We start from the raw sequence: 15,979 nt of genomic DNA on the forward strand, positions 1-15,979 counted from the left end.
TGAATGGAAACATTTCTCAATTGCCTGTCTGCCGTACGAAAATCAAAAAGTGATAGGGCTGGATGAAAATAATTTCGATTCAGAAGTCGGTTGCGGCTGGTATTGGGTCAAATCGGTTTTTGTGGGGCGTCGAACGCCGTCATCGCGAGCAAGCTCGCTCCCACATTTTGAAATGCATTCCAATGTGGGAGCGAGCTTGCTCGCGATGACGGCCGATCAGACACAAAGCATTTCAGGGTTTGGTATCGGCCTTGGCCACGACCTTCACCCACCACTGCGTGTGCTGTTCGATCTGCACCGGCAGGGTCGGCAGCAGGGCGTTGAGTGCCAGGTCGGTGTCGCGCAGCGGGAAACTGCCGGTGATGCGCAGGTCGGCCACTTCCGGCGCGACCCCGACGTAACCGTTTCGATAGCGGCCGATTTCATGCACCAGGTCTTCCAGGCGCGTGTTGTCCACCACCAGCATGCCGCGGGTCCAGGCATCCGCACCGAGGTTGACGGCCAGAACCGGGCCCAGGGCGTTGTTGCGGATCAGTATCTGCTGGCCTTCGCGCAGAATCTTTTCGTCAGGGTTGGACTCAGGGTGAACCGCCACCGCCGACTGCAATACGCTCAAGCGCGTTCCATCTTCCTCGCGCTTGACCAGAAACCGCGTACCCAGCGCACGCATGCTGCCTTCGCGGGTTTCGACGATGAACGGCCGGGGATCGCCATGGCCGGTTTCAACCAGTATTTCGCCTTCCTGAAGCACGATGCGCCGCTGCTTTTCATCGAAACGCACATCCAGCGCACTGTGGGTATTGAGATTGATCAGCGTGCCGTCAGCCAGACGCAGGGTGCGTTGCTCGCCAACGGCGGTGCGCTGGTCGGCCAGCCAATAGTCGATCGGCAGGTAACGATCCCCGGCGAACAGGGCCAGGCCGATCACGGCAACGATACTGGCGACACCGCTGCCGAGCTTGCGCACCCGTCGACGAATGCCTTCGCGCGATTGCAGCAGGGCGGTGCGGGCCGGGCCGCTGGCCACGCTGAAGCGTTGGTCGAGCATGCCCAGCTGGCGCCAGGCGCGGGCGTGTTCTTCATGGGCCGCGTGCCACTTGGCGAACTCTTCGCGCTCTACCGGGTTGGCGGAGTCCATGGACAGCTGCCAGGCAATCGCCGCGTCCAGCACGCTGGCCGATACCGGTTTGGAACTGACCGGGTTCATGTCGGCTCACCATACAGCGCGATATAGCACTGGCGAATGCCTTGGGCCAGGTACTGGCGCACCCGCGGCACCGACACACCGAGGCGCTCGGCGATTTCCGCGTGACCGAGGCCGTCGAGGCGGTTATAGAGGAATGCCGCCCGGGCCTTGCTGGAAAGCGTGCCGAGCAAGCGGTCGATGTTTTTCAGGTCTTCGAGGATCATTTGCTGTTCTTCCGCCGATGGTTGTTCGGCTTCGGGAATCAGCATCAACTCGGTGAGGTAGGCCTGTTCCAGCGCGGCGCGACGGAAATAATCGAACAGCAGGCCCTTGGCGATCGCCACCAGGAATGCCCGCGGCTCGCGCGGTGCCTTCAGTTCCTCACGGCCCAGCAAACGCACGAAAGTGTCCTGGCTCAGGTCTTCGGCCCGCTGCGGGCAGGCGACGTTGCGTCGAAGCCAGGCCAATAGCCAACCGCGATGGTCGCGATATAACGCACCGACGAGCTCACTTTGAGGGCTTGGGACTGACGACACGCCGCATCACCGATTGGGAAATATTAACTAACGAGAATTGTTCGCGATTGTGGCAGAGGCGAGGGAGGTAAGCAATTGGCGTTGGTCGGGTGGGGATTTGGCGAAGGCCCCTGTAGGAGCGAGCTTGCTCGCGATGAACTTGAAGGCGACGCATTTTTCCAGACAGCACGCGTCACCGTTCACGACCATCGCGAGCAAGCTCGCTCCTACAGGAGGGGCCTGAAGGTCAGAAGGAAGGCGCCTGCTGCCGGCGCTTCCACTGACTCAAGCGCTGTTGCAAATTCAACGGGCTATGAATCTGCTGCTGCCGCGCACGGCTGAACAGGATCAGTGCCAGTTCGGCGGTGGCCAGGGCGTCGGCGCTGGCGTGGTGGCGCTCGAAGACTTCGAGCTTGAACCAGTCGATCCAATCGTCCAGCCCGGCCTCGCGAATGTGCGCCTGGGGGCATAGCAGTGGCGCAATATCTGCCACATCCAGAAAGGCATGCTGCAACTTGTAACCCAGATGATCCTTCAGGGCGCGCCCCAACATGTGCTGGTCGAACGGCGCATGGAAGGCCAGCACCGGGCTGTCGGCGACAAACTCCATGAGTTCGAGCAGCGCCTCGGCCGGATCGCTGCCGGCAGCAATTGCACTGGGGCCCAAGCCGTGAATCAGCACACTGGGGCCGAGTTTGAGTTCGCCGCATTGCAAGGTTCGCTCGAACTGTCGACTGAAATCGATCGCGCCATCCTCGATCACCACGGCGCCGATGGACAGTACCCGGTCCTTGTTCATATTCAGCCCGGTAGTTTCCAGGTCGAGCACTACCCAGCGCTGCTCGCGCAGGCTGCATTCACTCAATCCGGTGACCGTCGGCAGGCGTTGAAGACGTTGTTGCAGGTCTGCGGACAAGCTCGGGCCGGCCGGGCGCAGCCATGAAAACAGGCTCATATCTGATACCGCAAGGTCAGGCTGCTTTGCAGGCGCTGTGCCTGGCGCAGGGACTCACGCAGGATGCGCCGGTCCAGATGATTGAGGCTGTCGGGATCGACCCGATTTGAGTAAGGAAAATTCTCTCGGGTCTGTAGTTGATGTTGCTGCATGCGTGTTTGCTGGATGAAGTGATAGGCCTCTTCGTACGCGGCGCCGTCCAGGGGATCGATGACCTCCTTGTCGACCAACTGGCGAAAACGCTCCAGCGTGTTGTTTGTTTCGATACCGTGGGCCAGGGCCAGCAACCGGGCGCCGTCGACAAAGGGTGTCAGACCCTGAGTCTTCAGGTCCAGGGTGGCTTTCTCGCCATTTTTTCGCGCCAGTACGAACTCGCGGAAACGCCCTACGGGCGGGCGATTGCGCAACGCATTCTCAGCCATCATGCGCTGGAACAAGCGGTTGTCGCCGACCTGGTCGAGAATGCTCCGGCGCAATTGCTCACAGCCTTGCTCGCTGCCCCAGACCACGCGCAAATCGAAATAGATGCTCGAACCCAGCAGGTTCTCCGGGGTTGCCTCGCGGATAAACGCCGCAAAGCGCCGCGCCCATTCGGCCCGGGACAGGCACAGCTCAGGATTGCCAGCCATGATATTGCCCTTGCACAAGGTGAAGCCGCACAGCGCCAGGCTCTGGTTGATCTGCTGGGCAATGGGCAACAACTTGCCGCGAATCTCGGCGGCATGGGCCGCATCCCTGGCTTCGAACAGAATGCCGTTGTCCTGATCGGTGTGCAGGGTCTGCTCGCGACGGCCTTCGCTGCCGAAACACAGCCAGCTGAACGGCACGCCGGGGTCACCTTTTTCGGCGAGGGTCAGTTCGATCACTCGGCACACGGTGTGGTCATTGAGCAAGGTGATGATGTGGGTGATCTGCGTCGAAGACGCGCCGTGGGCCAGCATGCGCTCGACCAGTTGACCGATTTCGCCCCGCAGCGCCATCAGGTTTTCCACTTTCTGGGCATTGCGGATAGTGCGCGCCAGATGCACCAGGTCGACCCGTTGCAGGGAAAACAGATCGCGCTCGGAAACCACGCCGCACAAACGCTGGTCCTTGACCAGGCAGACATGGGCGATGTGCCGCTCGGTCATGGCAATCGCCGCGTCGAATGCACTCTGATCCGGCGACAGGAAGAACGGCGCCCGGGTCATGTACCCTTCGATGGCTTCGTTGAAATCACTGCTGCCGTTGGCCACGGTCTGGCGCAGGTCGCGCAGGGTGAAAATCCCCAGTGGCGCCTTGAGTTCATCGACCACCACGATGCTGCCGACCTGTTGTTCATGCATCAACGTCACGGCTTCGCGCAATGGCGTCTGCGGGGCGCATGTCACCGGGTGGCGCATGGCCAACTCGCCCAGTCGGGTATTGAGCGAATATTGGGTGCCCAGGGTTTCCACGGCTTTTTGCTGCACTTGCTGGTTGACTTGATCCAGCAGGCTGCTGACGCAGCGCAGGGCGAAGTTGCGGAAGGTGTCCGATAGCGAAAACAGGCGGATGAATGCCGGCTTGTTCAGTTGCAGGCAGAAGGTGTCTTCGCCCGCCAGGTGCTCGGTGCGGGTCGCCCGTTCACCCAGCAACGCCGCGAGAGGGAAACATTCGCCAGTGGTGATCTCGAAGACCGTTTCGGTGCTACCGTTTACCGTATGCGGACGCTCGCCCACGACCCGGCCTTGCTTGACGATATAGAAGTGCTCGACCGGGCCGTCAGCGGGTTTGATGATGCTCTCGCCGGGGGCGTAAAAACGCATCTGACATTGCTCGACCAGATACGCCAGGTGAGCGTGTTCCATCTGATTGAAGGGCGGGAAGCGCTGGAGGAATTGCAACGTGCCCTGGATGTTCTGCAACACCGCGGTTTTCCCTGCCTGTGTGAAGGCGTCCGCTTTACTCATAACCATTACCGCAGTCTTTTTTGAATTGTTGTTGTTGGATGACCCAGACATGGTCGACCCCTGTGGCCGGAGTGCCCATTGGACGTAAGTCTAGGTAGGCGATTGGTATGCTGAAATGTCGGAAGAATCCTACGCAACTGTGCGAAAAACCTCTCTGTCCCCCTATTGGAAAAATATCCGACGAAGCGCACATTTAAGGCCTGCTTAGCGATGTCTCGTCACTGTGCTAGGGAAATGAATTGAACATGTAGAGAAAGCCATGTCCGACCACGATATTTTGAGCGACGCCGAGCGCGAAGCCTTGAGCGCCGTCATGCTGGAACCTGACCTGCCGCCACAAAGGGTGCTGATCGTCGATGACGATAAAGACGCCAGGGAACTGCTGTCAGAGATCCTGGCGCTTGACGGTATTCACTGCATGACGGCGGCCAGTGGCGAAGCGGCACTCAAGATGCTGGAGGAGAAACCTTCGATCGGACTGGTGATTACCGACCTGCGCATGGGCCTCATCGACGGCCTGGACCTGATCCGACAGGTGCGCGAGTCGGTACGGGCGGCGTTGCCGATCATCATCGTCTCGGGTGATGCCGACGTGAAAGATGCGATCGCTGCGATGCATTTGAATGTGGTGGACTTTCTGCTCAAGCCGATTGACGCCGGCAAGCTGCTGGAACTGGTCAAGCATGAACTTGGGGTGGAGCCTTAGTCAAAGCCTGTCAGCCCTGAACTACCTCTGTGGGAGATCGCGGACAGCCCAAAAAGAAAAAGCCCTGATCTTTCGATCAGGGCTTTTTCATATCCGGCACAGACGCTCAGTTACAGGCCATTGGCAGCCTTGAACTCGCGACGACGACGGTGCAGGACCGGCTCGGTGTAGCCGTTCGGCTGCTTCGTGCCTTCGACCACCAGTTCGACCGCCGCCTGGAAGGCGATGTTGCTGTCGAAGTTCGGGGCCAGCGGACGGTACAGCGCGTCGCCGGCGTTCTGACGGTCAACCACCGGCGCCATGCGCTTGAGGCTTTCCATCACTTGCTCTTCGGTGACGATACCGTGACGCAGCCAGTTGGCGATGTGCTGGCTGGAAATACGCAGCGTTGCACGGTCTTCCATCAGGCCGACGTCGTTGATATCCGGCACTTTCGAACAACCGACACCCTGGTCGATCCAGCGCACCACGTAACCGAGAATGCCCTGGCTGTTGTTGTCCAGTTCGTTCTTGATCTGTTCGGCGGTCCACTGCGGGTTGACCGCCAGCGGGATGGTCAGGATGTCGTCTACCGAAGCATGGGCACGTTTGGCCAGTTCGGCCTGACGGGCGAACACGTCAACCTTGTGGTAGTGCAGCGCGTGCAGGGCAGCAGCGGTCGGCGAGGGTACCCAGGCGGTGTTGGCACCGGCCATCGGGTGAGCGATTTTCTGTTCGAGCATCGCCGCCATCAGGTCCGGCATGGCCCACATGCCTTTACCGATCTGTGCGCGACCTTGCAGGCCGGTGCTCAGACCGATATCGACGTTGGAGTTCTCGTAGGCGCCGATCCATTTTTCCGCCTTCATGTCCGCCTTGCGCACCATCGGGCCGGCTTCCATGGAGGTGTGGATTTCATCGCCCGTGCGGTCGAGGAAACCGGTGTTGATGAACACCACGCGCTCGCTCGCCGCCTTGATGCAGGCCTTGAGGTTGATCGTGGTACGACGCTCCTCGTCCATGATCCCGACTTTGAGGGTGTTGCGCGGCAGGCCCAGCACGTCTTCGATGCGACCGAACAGCTCGTTGGTGAACGCCGCTTCTTCAGGGCCGTGCATCTTCGGCTTCACGATGTAGATCGAGCCGGTGCGGGTGTTTTTGCGCGAGGTGTTGCCGTTCAGGTTGTGCATCGATGCCAGGCAAGTCACCAGGCCATCGAGAATGCCTTCAGGCACTTCGTTACCGTCTTTGTCGAGGATCGCATCGATGGTCATCAGGTGACCGACGTTGCGCACGAACAGCAACGAACGACCGTGCAGGCTCAGTTCACTGCCATCGATGGCGGTGTAGGTGCGGTCGGCGTTCATGGTGCGGGTAAAGGTCTGACCGCCCTTGGCGACTTCTTCCGACAGATCGCCCTTCATCAGGCCGAGCCAGTTGCGGTAGATCACCACTTTGTCATCGGCATCGACTGCGGCAACCGAGTCTTCGCAGTCCATGATGGTGGTCAGCGCGGCTTCCATCAGGATGTCTTTGACGCCGGCCGCGTCGGTCTGGCCGACCGGGGTGCTGGCGTCGACCTGGATTTCGAAATGCAGGCCGTTGTTTTTCAGCAGGATCGCGGTCGGTGCAGCGGCATCGCCCTGGAAGCCGATCAGTTGCGCATCGTTGCGCAGGCCGGTGTTGCTGCCGCCTTTGAGGGCGACCACCAGTTTGCCGTCGACGATCTTGTAGCCAGTGGAGTCGACGTGGGAGCCGGCCGCCAAAGGCGCCGCTTCGTCGAGGAAGGCACGGGCGAAAGCGATGACCTTGTCACCGCGCACCTTGTTGTAGCCTTTGCCTTTTTCCGCGCCGTCGGCTTCGCTGATGGCGTCGGTGCCGTAGAGCGCGTCGTACAGCGAACCCCAGCGGGCGTTCGAAGCATTGAGAGCGAAGCGGGCGTTCATCACCGGTACCACGAGTTGTGGACCGGCCATGCGGGCGATTTCTTCATCGACGTTTTGCGTCGTTGCCTGGAAATCGGCCGCTTCTGGCAGCAGATAACCGATGTCTTGCAGGAAAGCTTTGTAGGCCACGGCGTCGTGCGCCTGACCTGCACGTTCCTGGTGCCAGGCATCGATACGAGCCTGGAAATCATCGCGTTTGGCGAGTAGGGCTTTGTTCTTCGGTGCCAGGTCATGGATGACCTTGTCGGCACCGGCCCAGAACTTATCGGCGGTGAGGCCGGTACCGGGAATGGCTTCGTTGTTCACGAAGTCGAACAGGACTTTGGCGACCTGCAGGCCACCGACTTGAACGTGTTCAGTCATTGCTTGCCTCACTCTGCTCAGCTATTTCGCTTTTCAGCTCTTCAATTTAACAATGAAGCCTTTGGCCATTTAAACCACAAACCCCTCTACCAGTACATGCCCACGACGGGCGGCTGGGTTGGGACCAATCAACGGCTTGGGGCCTTGCTGACAGGGCTTTCAGGGTTGCGAACGTGCCTGCGGCAGACATCGATCCAACGTTATGTAGTGCGCGCTGCGGCATACTACATGATGAGTTGCGGTTGTGAAAATTAGACTAATTACGTCGTTCTGCGACCCCATGACGCATTGCGGTCACGTCGGGGAGCGTGATGTTCTCAAAAAACTATTGGATTGTTCCAGTTAAATATCAAAAGTTGTACACATTATCTTTGGTGCTCTGCTATGGGGTGCCTGTTTTTGTGGCGAGGGGGCTTGCCCCCGTTGAGTGGCGAAGCCGCTCCCGTGCATGTACCACGAAAAATTACATCCGCTCATTTTGCGACTGCTGCGCAGCCGAACGGGGGCAAGCCCCCTCGCCACAATGTTCCCCTTGCCTATACTTGGTTCTCTATAACAAAAGTCATGATTGGAGGGCTGCGCCATGGACCATCTCGTACTCACAGTTTTCGCTCCGGACAAGCCCGGACAAGTCGAGCGCATTGCCCAATGCATTGCCGAGCACGGCGGCAACTGGCTGGAAAGCCGCATGTCGCGCATGGCGGGACAATTCGCCGGGATTCTGCGGGTGGGCGTGCCGGCCGAGGCCTACGATGAATTGGTCGCGGCCCTGCAGGGCTTGTCCGCCCAGGGCATTCGCGTGTTGGTCGCCGAAAGCAGCATCGAACAATCCTGCACCTGGAAGCCGATCGCCATGGAACTGGTGGGAAATGATCGTCCGGGGATCGTGCGTGACATCACACGCCTGTTGAGCGAGCAGGGGGTGAGTCTGGAACGGCTGGTCACCGAAGTGCGCCCGGCACCGATGAGCAGCGAGCCGTTGTTCCATGCCGAGGCGATTCTCGCGGTCCCGCTGACGCTGTCGCTGGACGTGCTGCAATCGCGCCTGGAAACCCTGGCGGACGATCTGATGGTCGAGTTGGTGCTGCGCAGTGATCCCTGATCAGGTTATCCAAGTTAAACGTGCACCGGCCTGTGGATAACCTGTAGAGACACCCCGCCAGGCCACGCCGACCGGGGTTCTTCATGATCTGATCAAAAAACCAGCAGTTTCAGCCACTTGCGCACAATCGGCGGGGATCACGCTGTGGATAACCTTGGGAAGGAATGATGCAGGCCACGGGAGACGTGGCCTGTAGGCTTTTGTGCGTTTTTTGATCAGCTGCGGCGGCGCAAACTTATCCACGCATCGACGCTGTAAACCGCCAGACCGGCCCAGATAAACATGAACGCTACCAAGGTGCTGGACGACAGGTGCTCGCCAAACAGCAGAACGGCTTGCAGCAGAACCAGGGTTGGCGCCAAGTACTGAAGAAACCCCAGTGTCGTGTAGGGCAAATGCCGTGCAGCAGCGTTGAAGCAGACCAGCGGCACCAGCGTGATCGGGCCGGCGGCGATCAGCCACCAGGCTTGGGAGGTGGTCCAGAATTCGGCCTGGGCGCTGCTGGCCGTCGGATTGAGCAGCAACCAGCCAAGGGCAATCGGCACCAGCATCCAGGTTTCCACCACTAGCCCCGGCAGTGCCTTGACCGGTGCCTGCTTGCGAATCAGGCCATAGAAACCGAAGGTCAGTGCCAGCACCAGCGACACCCACGGCAGGCTGCCGACTTGCCAGACCTGCTGCGCCACACCCACCGCCGCGAGGCCAACGGCAATCCATTGCATGCGCCGCAGCCGTTCGCCGAGGATCAGCATGCCCAGCAACACGTTCACCAAGGGGTTGATGTAGTAACCGAGACTTGCCTCCAGCATGCGGCCGTTGTTCACCGACCAGACGTAGGTCAGCCAGTTGGCTGCGATCAGCGAGCCGCTCAGGGCCAGGATCGCCAGTCGCTTGGGGTTCTCCCGCAGCTCGCGCCACCAGCCGGGATGCTTCCAGACCATCAGCAACAAGGCGCCGAACAGCGCCGACCACAGCACCCGGTGGATGATGATTTCCACTGCGGGCACGCTGGCGATGGCTTTGAAGTAGAGGGGGAAAAGCCCCCAGATGATATAGGCACTCAGGCCCAGAATGTACCCGCGACGCGGGTTGGCGGCTTGCATGCAGAATCCTTGCTTAGGCAGCTAACAAAGAGGGGATTGTAAGGAGATTTGTCTGCGAATGTCCTGACTGAATAGGTAGGACATTTGTGAACATCGGTATCTGTAGGAGCGAGCCTGCTCGCGATGGACGTCAACGATAACGCGTGCTGTCTGGATAAACGCGTTGCCCTTGTGTTTTTCGCGAGCAAGCTCGCTCCTACAGGGGGATTCGTGTAGTCAGAATAGCTTTAGGGGTTCTTCATTGAGCGCCGCCAACTGCTCGCGCAACGCCAGCACCTGATCCCCCCAATAACGCTCGGTGCCGAACCACGGAAAACTGCGGGGGAAGGCCGGATCGTCCCAGCGGCGGGCGAGCCAGGCGCTGTAATGCAGCAGGCGCAGGGCGCGCAACGGTTCGATCAAGGCCAGTTCACGGGGATCGAAGTCGTGGAATTCGTTGTAGCCGTCCATCAGTTCCGACAACTGGCTCAGGCAATCCTGACGATCGCCGGCGAGCATCATCCAGATGTCCTGTACCGCCGGCCCCATGCGGCAGTCGTCGAGATCGACGATATGGAACATCTCGTCACGGCACATCATGTTGCCGGGGTGGCAGTCACCGTGCATGCGGATGTTCTGGTGCGGCGTGTTGCTGTAGGCATCTTCCACACGCTTGAGCAGATCGCGGGCCACTGACTCGTAGGCCGGCAGCAGGCTGCGGGGGATGAAGTTGCCGTCGAGCAATGTGGCCAGCGAGTCATGGCCGAAGTTTTTTACCGCCAGCGCTTCACGGTGCTCGAACGGCCGGGTCGAGCCGACCGCATGCAGGCGCCCGAGCAACTGGCCCAGGCGATAGAGTTGGTCGAGGTTGCCCGGCTCCGGTGCTCGACCGCCACGGCGGGGGAACAGGGTGAAACGGAAACCGTTGTGTTCGTGCAGGGTTTCACCGTTGTGGATCAACGGCGCCACGACCGGCACCTCGCAGTCGGCGAGTTCGGCGGTGAACTGGTGCTCTTCCAGAATCGCTTCGTTGCTCCAGCGTTGCGGCCGGTAGAACTTGGCGATCAGCGGCTCGGCGTCTTCGATACCGACCTGATAGACGCGGTTCTCGTAGCTGTTGAGCGCCAGGATGCGCGCGTCGCTGAGAAAGCCGATGCTTTCGACGGCATCGAGCACGAGGTCTGGTGTGAGGGTTTCAAACGGGTGGGCCATGCTGACTCCTGCGCGCAGCAGGCTGCTGCGTCCGGCCAGGCATGGTAGCGCAGACGGCGGGGCTTTAGGGGGTGGGCTTGAGGTGTGCGGTGTTTGGGCTGACGCCTTCGCGGGCAAGCCCGCTCCCACATTGGATTGTCGGTGTGCATGCGATCGGTGGCACGCCATAGATCTCCTGTGGGAGCGGGCTTGCCCGCGAAGAGGCCGGATCAGGCGCCGACGATCCCGCCATCCTCGCGGGTAATCGCCATCACCGAAGACCGCGGCTTGCCGTTGGGCAGGTGCTCGGGGAAGGTAGAACCGCCGTTTTCACCCGGATGCTGAATCCCGACAAACAGGGTTTTCTGATCCGGCGAGAAGCTGATCCCCGTCACTTCACAACCTACCGGGCCAACCATGAAGCGACGAATCTCGCCGGTTACCGGGTCGGCACAGAGCATCTGGTTGTTGCCCATGCCGGCAAAGTCTCCGGCGTTGCTCGAATCGCCGTCGGTGAGAATCCACAAGCGTCCGGCCTTGTCGAAGCCCAGACCGTCCGGGCTGTTGAACATGTTCTGCGGCGTGATGTTCGACGATCCGCCTTTTGGTGTGCCGGCGTGAACCCCCGGATTACCGGCGACGACGAACAGGTCCCAGGCAAAGGTTTTCGAGCCGTGATCGTCACGCTCGGTGCGCCAGCGCAGGATCTGGCCGTAGACGTTCTTCTCGCGCGGGTTCGGCCCGCCCGCCGGTTGCCCGTCTTCGCCGCGTTTGGCGTTGTTGGTCAGCGTGCAGTAGACCTGGCCATCCTTGGGGCTGACCACGATCCATTCCGGGCGGTCCATGCGCGTGGCTTTCACCACACTGGCGGCGAGACGCGCGTGAATCAAAACTTCGGCCTGATCGGCAAAGCCGCTGCTGGCGTCGATGCCGTTTTTGCCGTGGGTCAGTTCGATCCATTCACCCTGGCCTTTCGGGTGATCGACGTTGCCGTCGCCGGCATCGAACCGCGCCACGTACAGGGTGCCGTGGTCGAGAATGTCACGGTTGGCCTTGGGGTTCTTGTGGTCGATCTTGTCGCGGCTGACGAATTTGTAGATGAACTCACCGCGTTCATCGTCGCCCATGTACACCACGGCATGACCGTCGCCGGTTTCGGCCAGTGCGGCGTTTTCGTGCTTGAAACGGCCCAGGGCCGTGCGTTTGACCGGCGTCGATTTCGGATCGAACGGATCGATCTCCACCACCCAGCCGTGACGGTTGAGCTCGTTGGGGTTCTTCGCCATGTCGAAGCGCTCGTCGTGCTGGTGCCAGTTGATTTCTTTGCTGGTGGCCACCACGCCGTAGCGTTTTTGCGCCGGGTCGAACTTCTGCTCGGCGTTGCTGCTGCCGAAGCAGTCGGTGAAGTTCTCTTCACAGGTCAGATAGGTGCCCCACGGCGTCTTACCGTTGGCGCAGTTCTGGAAGGTGCCCAGGACGTTCTTGCCGTGCGGATCGGCACTGGTTTTGAGCAAGGCATGTCCGGCGGCCGGGCCGCTCAGGGTGATCGGTGCGTTGCCGTGAATGCGGCGGTTGTAGCGTGAGCCCTGGACGAATTGCCATTGGCCGTTCTTGCGCTGCACTTCAATCACCGACACACCTTCGCAGGCCAGCGCCTTGCGCACTTCTTGCGCCGATTGCGGCATGCCGCCATGGGCGTAGAGGTAGCGGTAGTTGGTGTATTCGTTGTTGATCGCCATCAGCGCCCGGTCTTTTTCGCCCGGAAACTCGAACAGGCTCATGCCGTCGTTGTTGTCGCCGAACTGGACTTCTTGATGTTCGGCGCTGCCGTTGCCGCTCGGGTCGAACGCCGGACCGTCCTTGTGCAGGGGCTGGCCCCAGCTGATCAGCACCGAGGACTTGTAGCCCGGCGGCAGGGTGATTGTGTCGCTGGTGGCGGCGGCAATGCTGTCGAAACCCAGCAACTGGCTGTTGCCGGCGCTGACACTGGCGGCCATCACGCTGCGGCTCAGCAGGTTGCCGCCAAGGAACATCGCCGCGCCGCACAGGGCACCTGCGCTGATGAAGCCGCGACGGCTGAGGCCGACCATGGTTTCGAGGTCGGTGGACTGGTTTTCTTCTAATAGGCTCATTTCAGGCTCCCTGCGGATTTTGCAGACACCTTAATGATGAGTCATGAACCTTTTGTTGCAGTTCTGTTTACAGTGGTGTGCCCAGCAGAACCCTGGACGGCGAAAACTCCACGCGCACCGGTTTACCGCACGTCAGCCCCGATGCTTGCAGATGACTCGGTTCGGCCAAGGCGCATAGAGTCAGGCCGTTGGGCAGGGTGATGCGCACTTCGCTGGGACCGTCGTCGGCGTCGAGAATTTTTTCGATGATGCCGCTGAGGCAATTGTTTTCAGGCGTTTCGACAGAGTCGATTTGCAGCACGTCGAGCCAGCCGGCCTTGATCAATGCCACGACTTCAGTGCCGATTTGCAGTTCCAGGCGCTCGGTGCTGTCGTGGGTGATTTGCGCGGCGACGATCACGCCTTCGGCGACTTCGAGGCGAATCAGGTCGTTGCGTCCCTGAGGTTCGATCGCAATCACCTTGCCGTGCAACTGATTGCGCGCGCTGGTGCGCAGCATCAGGCGCCCGAGCAGATCCAGATCGCTCGCGTCTTCAGTTGCTTCCAGCACTTGGGCCTGCAAGGCTTGCAGCTTCTGATACAGGCGCAACACCCGCTCACCTTCGTTGGACAGGCGCGCACCGCCGCCGCCCTTGCCGCCGACAATCCGCTCCACCAGCGGCTTCTGCGCCAGGTTGTTCAGCTCATCGATCGCATCCCAGGCAGCCTTGTAGCTCAAGCCCGCGCTTTTGGCCGCGCGGGTGATCGAGCCTTGTTCGGCGATGTGCTGCAGCAGGGCGATGCGCTGCGGACGGCGGACAATGTGCTGGGACAGCAAGGTTGGCAAAGACATGACAAGTCGCTTTGGGTGGTGACGATGGTGAGGACGTTGGTCGCTTGGGCCGCGCGAGTCAAGTCAGGGTGTCTCGCCGGGTTTGGGCGTGCGGGCCAGGCAATAGACGTCGACCCTCGCCGCCCCGGCGTCCATCAACAGGCGAGCCAGGGCCTGGGCCGTGGCTCCGGTGGTCAGTACGTCGTCGACCAGAGCCAGGTGCCGGCCTTTGACGACCGCGCAGGGTGCCAGGGCGAAAGCATTGCGCAGGTTCCTTAGGCGGGCTTCGGCGTTCAATGCCTGTTGGGCGTCGGTGTCTTGAGTACGCAGCAGCAACCGTTCGTCGCAAGGGATATCGAGACTCGCACTCAACCAGTGAGCCAGCATCGCCGCCTGATTGAACCCGCGCTGGCGCAGGCGCCGATTGGCCAGCGGCACCGGGATCAGCGCCTGGGGTCGCAGCAGGTCGTCTTCGAAGCGATGTTGCAGGTATTGAGCGAGAAGTTCGGCGATCAGGCGGCCAAACGGCCACTTGGCGTTGTGTTTGAAGCGGGTGATCAGGCTGTCTACCGGAAAGCTGTAGGTCCAGGGCGCAATCACTTGTTCGAAGGCCGGTGGCTGCTTCAGGCAATGGCCGCAGGTCAGTCCCGCGGCCGGGAGCGGCAGGGCGCAGGTCAGACAGTGATCACCGAGCCAGGGCAACTCGATTTCGCAGGCCGTGCAGACAGGAGGGATGCCGTCGGCCGTTTCATCGCACAAAAGGCATGATTGTTTGTTTTTTAACCAGATGTAAACCGGTCCTTCGTATCGTGGTTGACAGCGCATCGCTCTTCCTTAAATATGCCGAAACATCTGTGAAGCGGCTGTGAAACTCCATTACCCAGCCGACTGCCAAAGCATAATTCAAAGGAAACGCCCATGAGCGCCAGCACCACTGCCACCCTGCGTCATGACTGGACTTTGGCCGAAGTCAAAGCACTCTTCGTTCAGCCATTCAATGACCTGTTGTTCCAGGCGCAGACGGTGCACCGTGCGCATTTCGACGCCAACCGCGTCCAGGTGTCGACCCTGCTGTCGATCAAGACCGGCGCCTGCCCGGAAGATTGCAAATATTGTCCGCAGTCCGGTCACTACAACACCGGCCTGGAAAAAGAGAAACTGATGGAGGTGCAGAAGGTCCTCGAAGAGGCCGCTCGCGCCAAGGCCATCGGTTCGACCCGCTTCTGCATGGGCGCGGCGTGGAAGCATCCGTCGGCCAAGGACATGCCGTACGTGTTGAAGATGGTCGAAGGCGTGAAAGCCATGGGCCTGGAAACCTGCATGACCCTCGGTCGCCTGGATCAGGAGCAGACCGAAGCGCTGGCCAAGGCCGGCCTCGACTACTACAACCACAACCTCGATACCTCGCCGGAGTTCTACGGCAGCATCATCACCACCCGCACCTACAGCGAACGCCTGCAAACCCTGGCGTACGTGCGTGATTCCGGGATGAAGATCTGCTCCGGCGGCATTCTGGGCATGGGCGAGTCGCTGGACGACCGCGCCAACCTGCTGATCCAGTTGGCCAACCTGCCTGAGCATCCGGAGTCGGTGCCGATCAACATGCTGGTGAAAGTCGCCGGTACGCCGCTGGAAAATGCCGACGACGTCGATCCGTTCGACTTCATCCGCATGCTCGCCGTCGCGCGCATCCTGATGCCGCAATCCCACGTGCGCCTGTCCGCCGGCCGCGAAGCCATGAACGAGCAGATGCAGGCCCTGGCGTTCTTCGCCGGTGCCAACTCGATTTTCTACGGCGACAAACTGCTGACCACCGCCAACCCGCAGGCCGACAAGGACATGCAACTGTTCTCGCGTCTGGGCATCCTGCCGGAAGCCCGCGAAGAGCACGCCGACGAGGTGCATCAGGCAGCTATCGAGCAGGCGCTGGTGGAACAGAAGAGCAGCGAGCAGTTTTACAACGCGGCTGTTTGAGCAATCACTGCTTCCACTGAATGAATGCAAAACCCTGTGGGAGCGGGCTTGCTCGCGAAGGCGGTGTATCAGTCAACATCTTTGTTGAATGTCAGGCCGTATTCGC

13 protein-coding genes are annotated in these 15,979 nt (G+C 60.5%); 3 read left to right on the forward strand and 10 right to left on the reverse strand.

From position 1 onward, the window contains the following. Positions 1–232: 232 nt before the first annotated feature. The 4 genes from KGA98_RS10570 to KGA98_RS10585 all read right to left on the reverse strand — a co-directional run bounded on the left by KGA98_RS10570 (position 233) and on the right by KGA98_RS10585 (position 4,593). Positions 233–1,207 carry a FecR domain-containing protein gene (locus KGA98_RS10570; protein ID WP_223502288.1) on the reverse strand — a complete coding sequence of 325 codons (975 nt, stop codon included), beginning with the start codon at positions 1,205–1,207 and terminating at the stop codon, positions 233–235. Continuing rightward, a complete protein-coding gene (locus KGA98_RS10575) occupies positions 1,204–1,722 on the reverse strand; it encodes an RNA polymerase sigma factor (protein ID WP_057713015.1) in 519 nt (172 codons plus the stop codon). The genes KGA98_RS10570 and KGA98_RS10575 overlap by 4 nt, the downstream gene beginning before the upstream one ends. 226 nt (positions 1,723–1,948) lie before the next feature. Next, positions 1,949–2,656, reverse strand: a complete 708-nt coding sequence (locus KGA98_RS10580) for a PolC-type DNA polymerase III (RefSeq protein ID WP_223502289.1) — start codon at positions 2,654–2,656, stop codon at positions 1,949–1,951. Then, positions 2,653–4,593 carry a putative nucleotidyltransferase substrate binding domain-containing protein gene (locus KGA98_RS10585; RefSeq protein ID WP_057713017.1) on the reverse strand — a complete coding sequence of 647 codons (1,941 nt, stop codon included), beginning with the start codon at positions 4,591–4,593 and terminating at the stop codon, positions 2,653–2,655. Before KGA98_RS10585 ends, KGA98_RS10580 begins: the two co-directional genes overlap by 4 nt. A gap of 253 nt (positions 4,594–4,846) precedes the next feature. Here KGA98_RS10585 and KGA98_RS10590 point away from each other — a divergent pair, with 253 nt between their 5' ends. After that, positions 4,847–5,293: a response regulator gene (locus KGA98_RS10590; protein ID WP_057713018.1), complete on the forward strand. Its 447-nt coding sequence runs from the start codon at positions 4,847–4,849 to the stop codon at positions 5,291–5,293. 110 nt (positions 5,294–5,403) lie between these two features. Here the strand turns inward: KGA98_RS10590 and KGA98_RS10595 are convergent, their stop codons facing one another. Beyond that, positions 5,404–7,581, reverse strand: a complete 2,178-nt coding sequence (locus KGA98_RS10595) for a malate synthase G (protein WP_223502290.1) — start codon at positions 7,579–7,581, stop codon at positions 5,404–5,406. 583 nt (positions 7,582–8,164) lie between these two features. Between KGA98_RS10595 and KGA98_RS10600 the strand changes: the two genes are divergently transcribed. Next, positions 8,165–8,683, forward strand: coding sequence for a glycine cleavage system protein R (locus tag KGA98_RS10600; RefSeq protein WP_057713020.1), 519 nt, complete (start codon positions 8,165–8,167; stop codon positions 8,681–8,683). Positions 8,684–8,898: 215 nt separating this feature from the next. Here KGA98_RS10600 and rarD read toward each other — a convergent pair whose 3' ends face one another. The 5 genes from rarD to KGA98_RS10625 all read right to left on the reverse strand — a co-directional run bounded on the left by rarD (position 8,899) and on the right by KGA98_RS10625 (position 14,724). After that, the gene (gene rarD, locus KGA98_RS10605) at positions 8,899–9,786 is read right to left on the reverse strand and encodes an EamA family transporter RarD (RefSeq protein ID WP_223502291.1); all 888 of its coding nucleotides are present in this window, start codon (positions 9,784–9,786) and stop codon (positions 8,899–8,901) included. A gap of 216 nt (positions 9,787–10,002) precedes the next feature. Beyond that, positions 10,003–10,977, reverse strand: coding sequence for a serine/threonine protein kinase (locus tag KGA98_RS10610; RefSeq protein WP_057713022.1), 975 nt, complete (start codon positions 10,975–10,977; stop codon positions 10,003–10,005). A 209-nt stretch (positions 10,978–11,186) separates the two neighbouring features. Next, entirely contained in the window at positions 11,187–13,088 is a 1,902-nt protein-coding gene (locus KGA98_RS10615) for a PhoX family protein (protein ID WP_223502292.1), read from the reverse strand. Between the two features lie 67 nt (positions 13,089–13,155). Then, complete coding sequence (locus tag KGA98_RS10620) at positions 13,156–13,920, reverse strand: TOBE domain-containing protein (RefSeq protein ID WP_218494744.1); 765 nt, start codon at positions 13,918–13,920, stop codon at positions 13,156–13,158. 63 nt (positions 13,921–13,983) lie between these two features. Further along, the gene (locus KGA98_RS10625) at positions 13,984–14,724 is read right to left on the reverse strand and encodes a ComF family protein (protein WP_223502293.1); all 741 of its coding nucleotides are present in this window, start codon (positions 14,722–14,724) and stop codon (positions 13,984–13,986) included. Positions 14,725–14,817: 93 nt separating this feature from the next. Here KGA98_RS10625 and bioB point away from each other — a divergent pair, with 93 nt between their 5' ends. Next, positions 14,818–15,873, forward strand: coding sequence for a biotin synthase BioB (bioB, locus tag KGA98_RS10630; RefSeq protein ID WP_090451787.1), 1,056 nt, complete (start codon positions 14,818–14,820; stop codon positions 15,871–15,873). Positions 15,874–15,979: the final 106 nt, after the last annotated feature.

Source organism: Pseudomonas sp. BF-R-24, from assembly GCF_019947335.1.
GTDB lineage: Bacteria > Pseudomonadota > Gammaproteobacteria > Pseudomonadales > Pseudomonadaceae > Aquipseudomonas > Aquipseudomonas jessenii.

Coding starts and splice junctions, on each gene's coding strand:
- KGA98_RS10615 (WP_223502292.1), bottom strand. CDS start 13,088: ATGAGCCTATTAGAAGAAAACCAGTCCACCGACCTCGAAACCATGGTC.
- KGA98_RS10600 (WP_057713020.1), top strand. CDS start 8,165: ATGGACCATCTCGTACTCACAGTTTTCGCTCCGGACAAGCCCGGACAA.
- rarD (WP_223502291.1), bottom strand. CDS start 9,786: ATGCAAGCCGCCAACCCGCGTCGCGGGTACATTCTGGGCCTGAGTGCC.
- KGA98_RS10620 (WP_218494744.1), bottom strand. CDS start 13,920: ATGTCTTTGCCAACCTTGCTGTCCCAGCACATTGTCCGCCGTCCGCAG.
- KGA98_RS10580 (WP_223502289.1), bottom strand. CDS start 2,656: ATGAGCCTGTTTTCATGGCTGCGCCCGGCCGGCCCGAGCTTGTCCGCA.
- KGA98_RS10570 (WP_223502288.1), bottom strand. CDS start 1,207: ATGAACCCGGTCAGTTCCAAACCGGTATCGGCCAGCGTGCTGGACGCG.
- KGA98_RS10625 (WP_223502293.1), bottom strand. CDS start 14,724: ATGCGCTGTCAACCACGATACGAAGGACCGGTTTACATCTGGTTAAAA.
- bioB (WP_090451787.1), top strand. CDS start 14,818: ATGAGCGCCAGCACCACTGCCACCCTGCGTCATGACTGGACTTTGGCC.
- KGA98_RS10610 (WP_057713022.1), bottom strand. CDS start 10,977: ATGGCCCACCCGTTTGAAACCCTCACACCAGACCTCGTGCTCGATGCC.
- KGA98_RS10585 (WP_057713017.1), bottom strand. CDS start 4,593: ATGGTTATGAGTAAAGCGGACGCCTTCACACAGGCAGGGAAAACCGCG.
- KGA98_RS10590 (WP_057713018.1), top strand. CDS start 4,847: ATGTCCGACCACGATATTTTGAGCGACGCCGAGCGCGAAGCCTTGAGC.
- KGA98_RS10595 (WP_223502290.1), bottom strand. CDS start 7,581: ATGACTGAACACGTTCAAGTCGGTGGCCTGCAGGTCGCCAAAGTCCTG.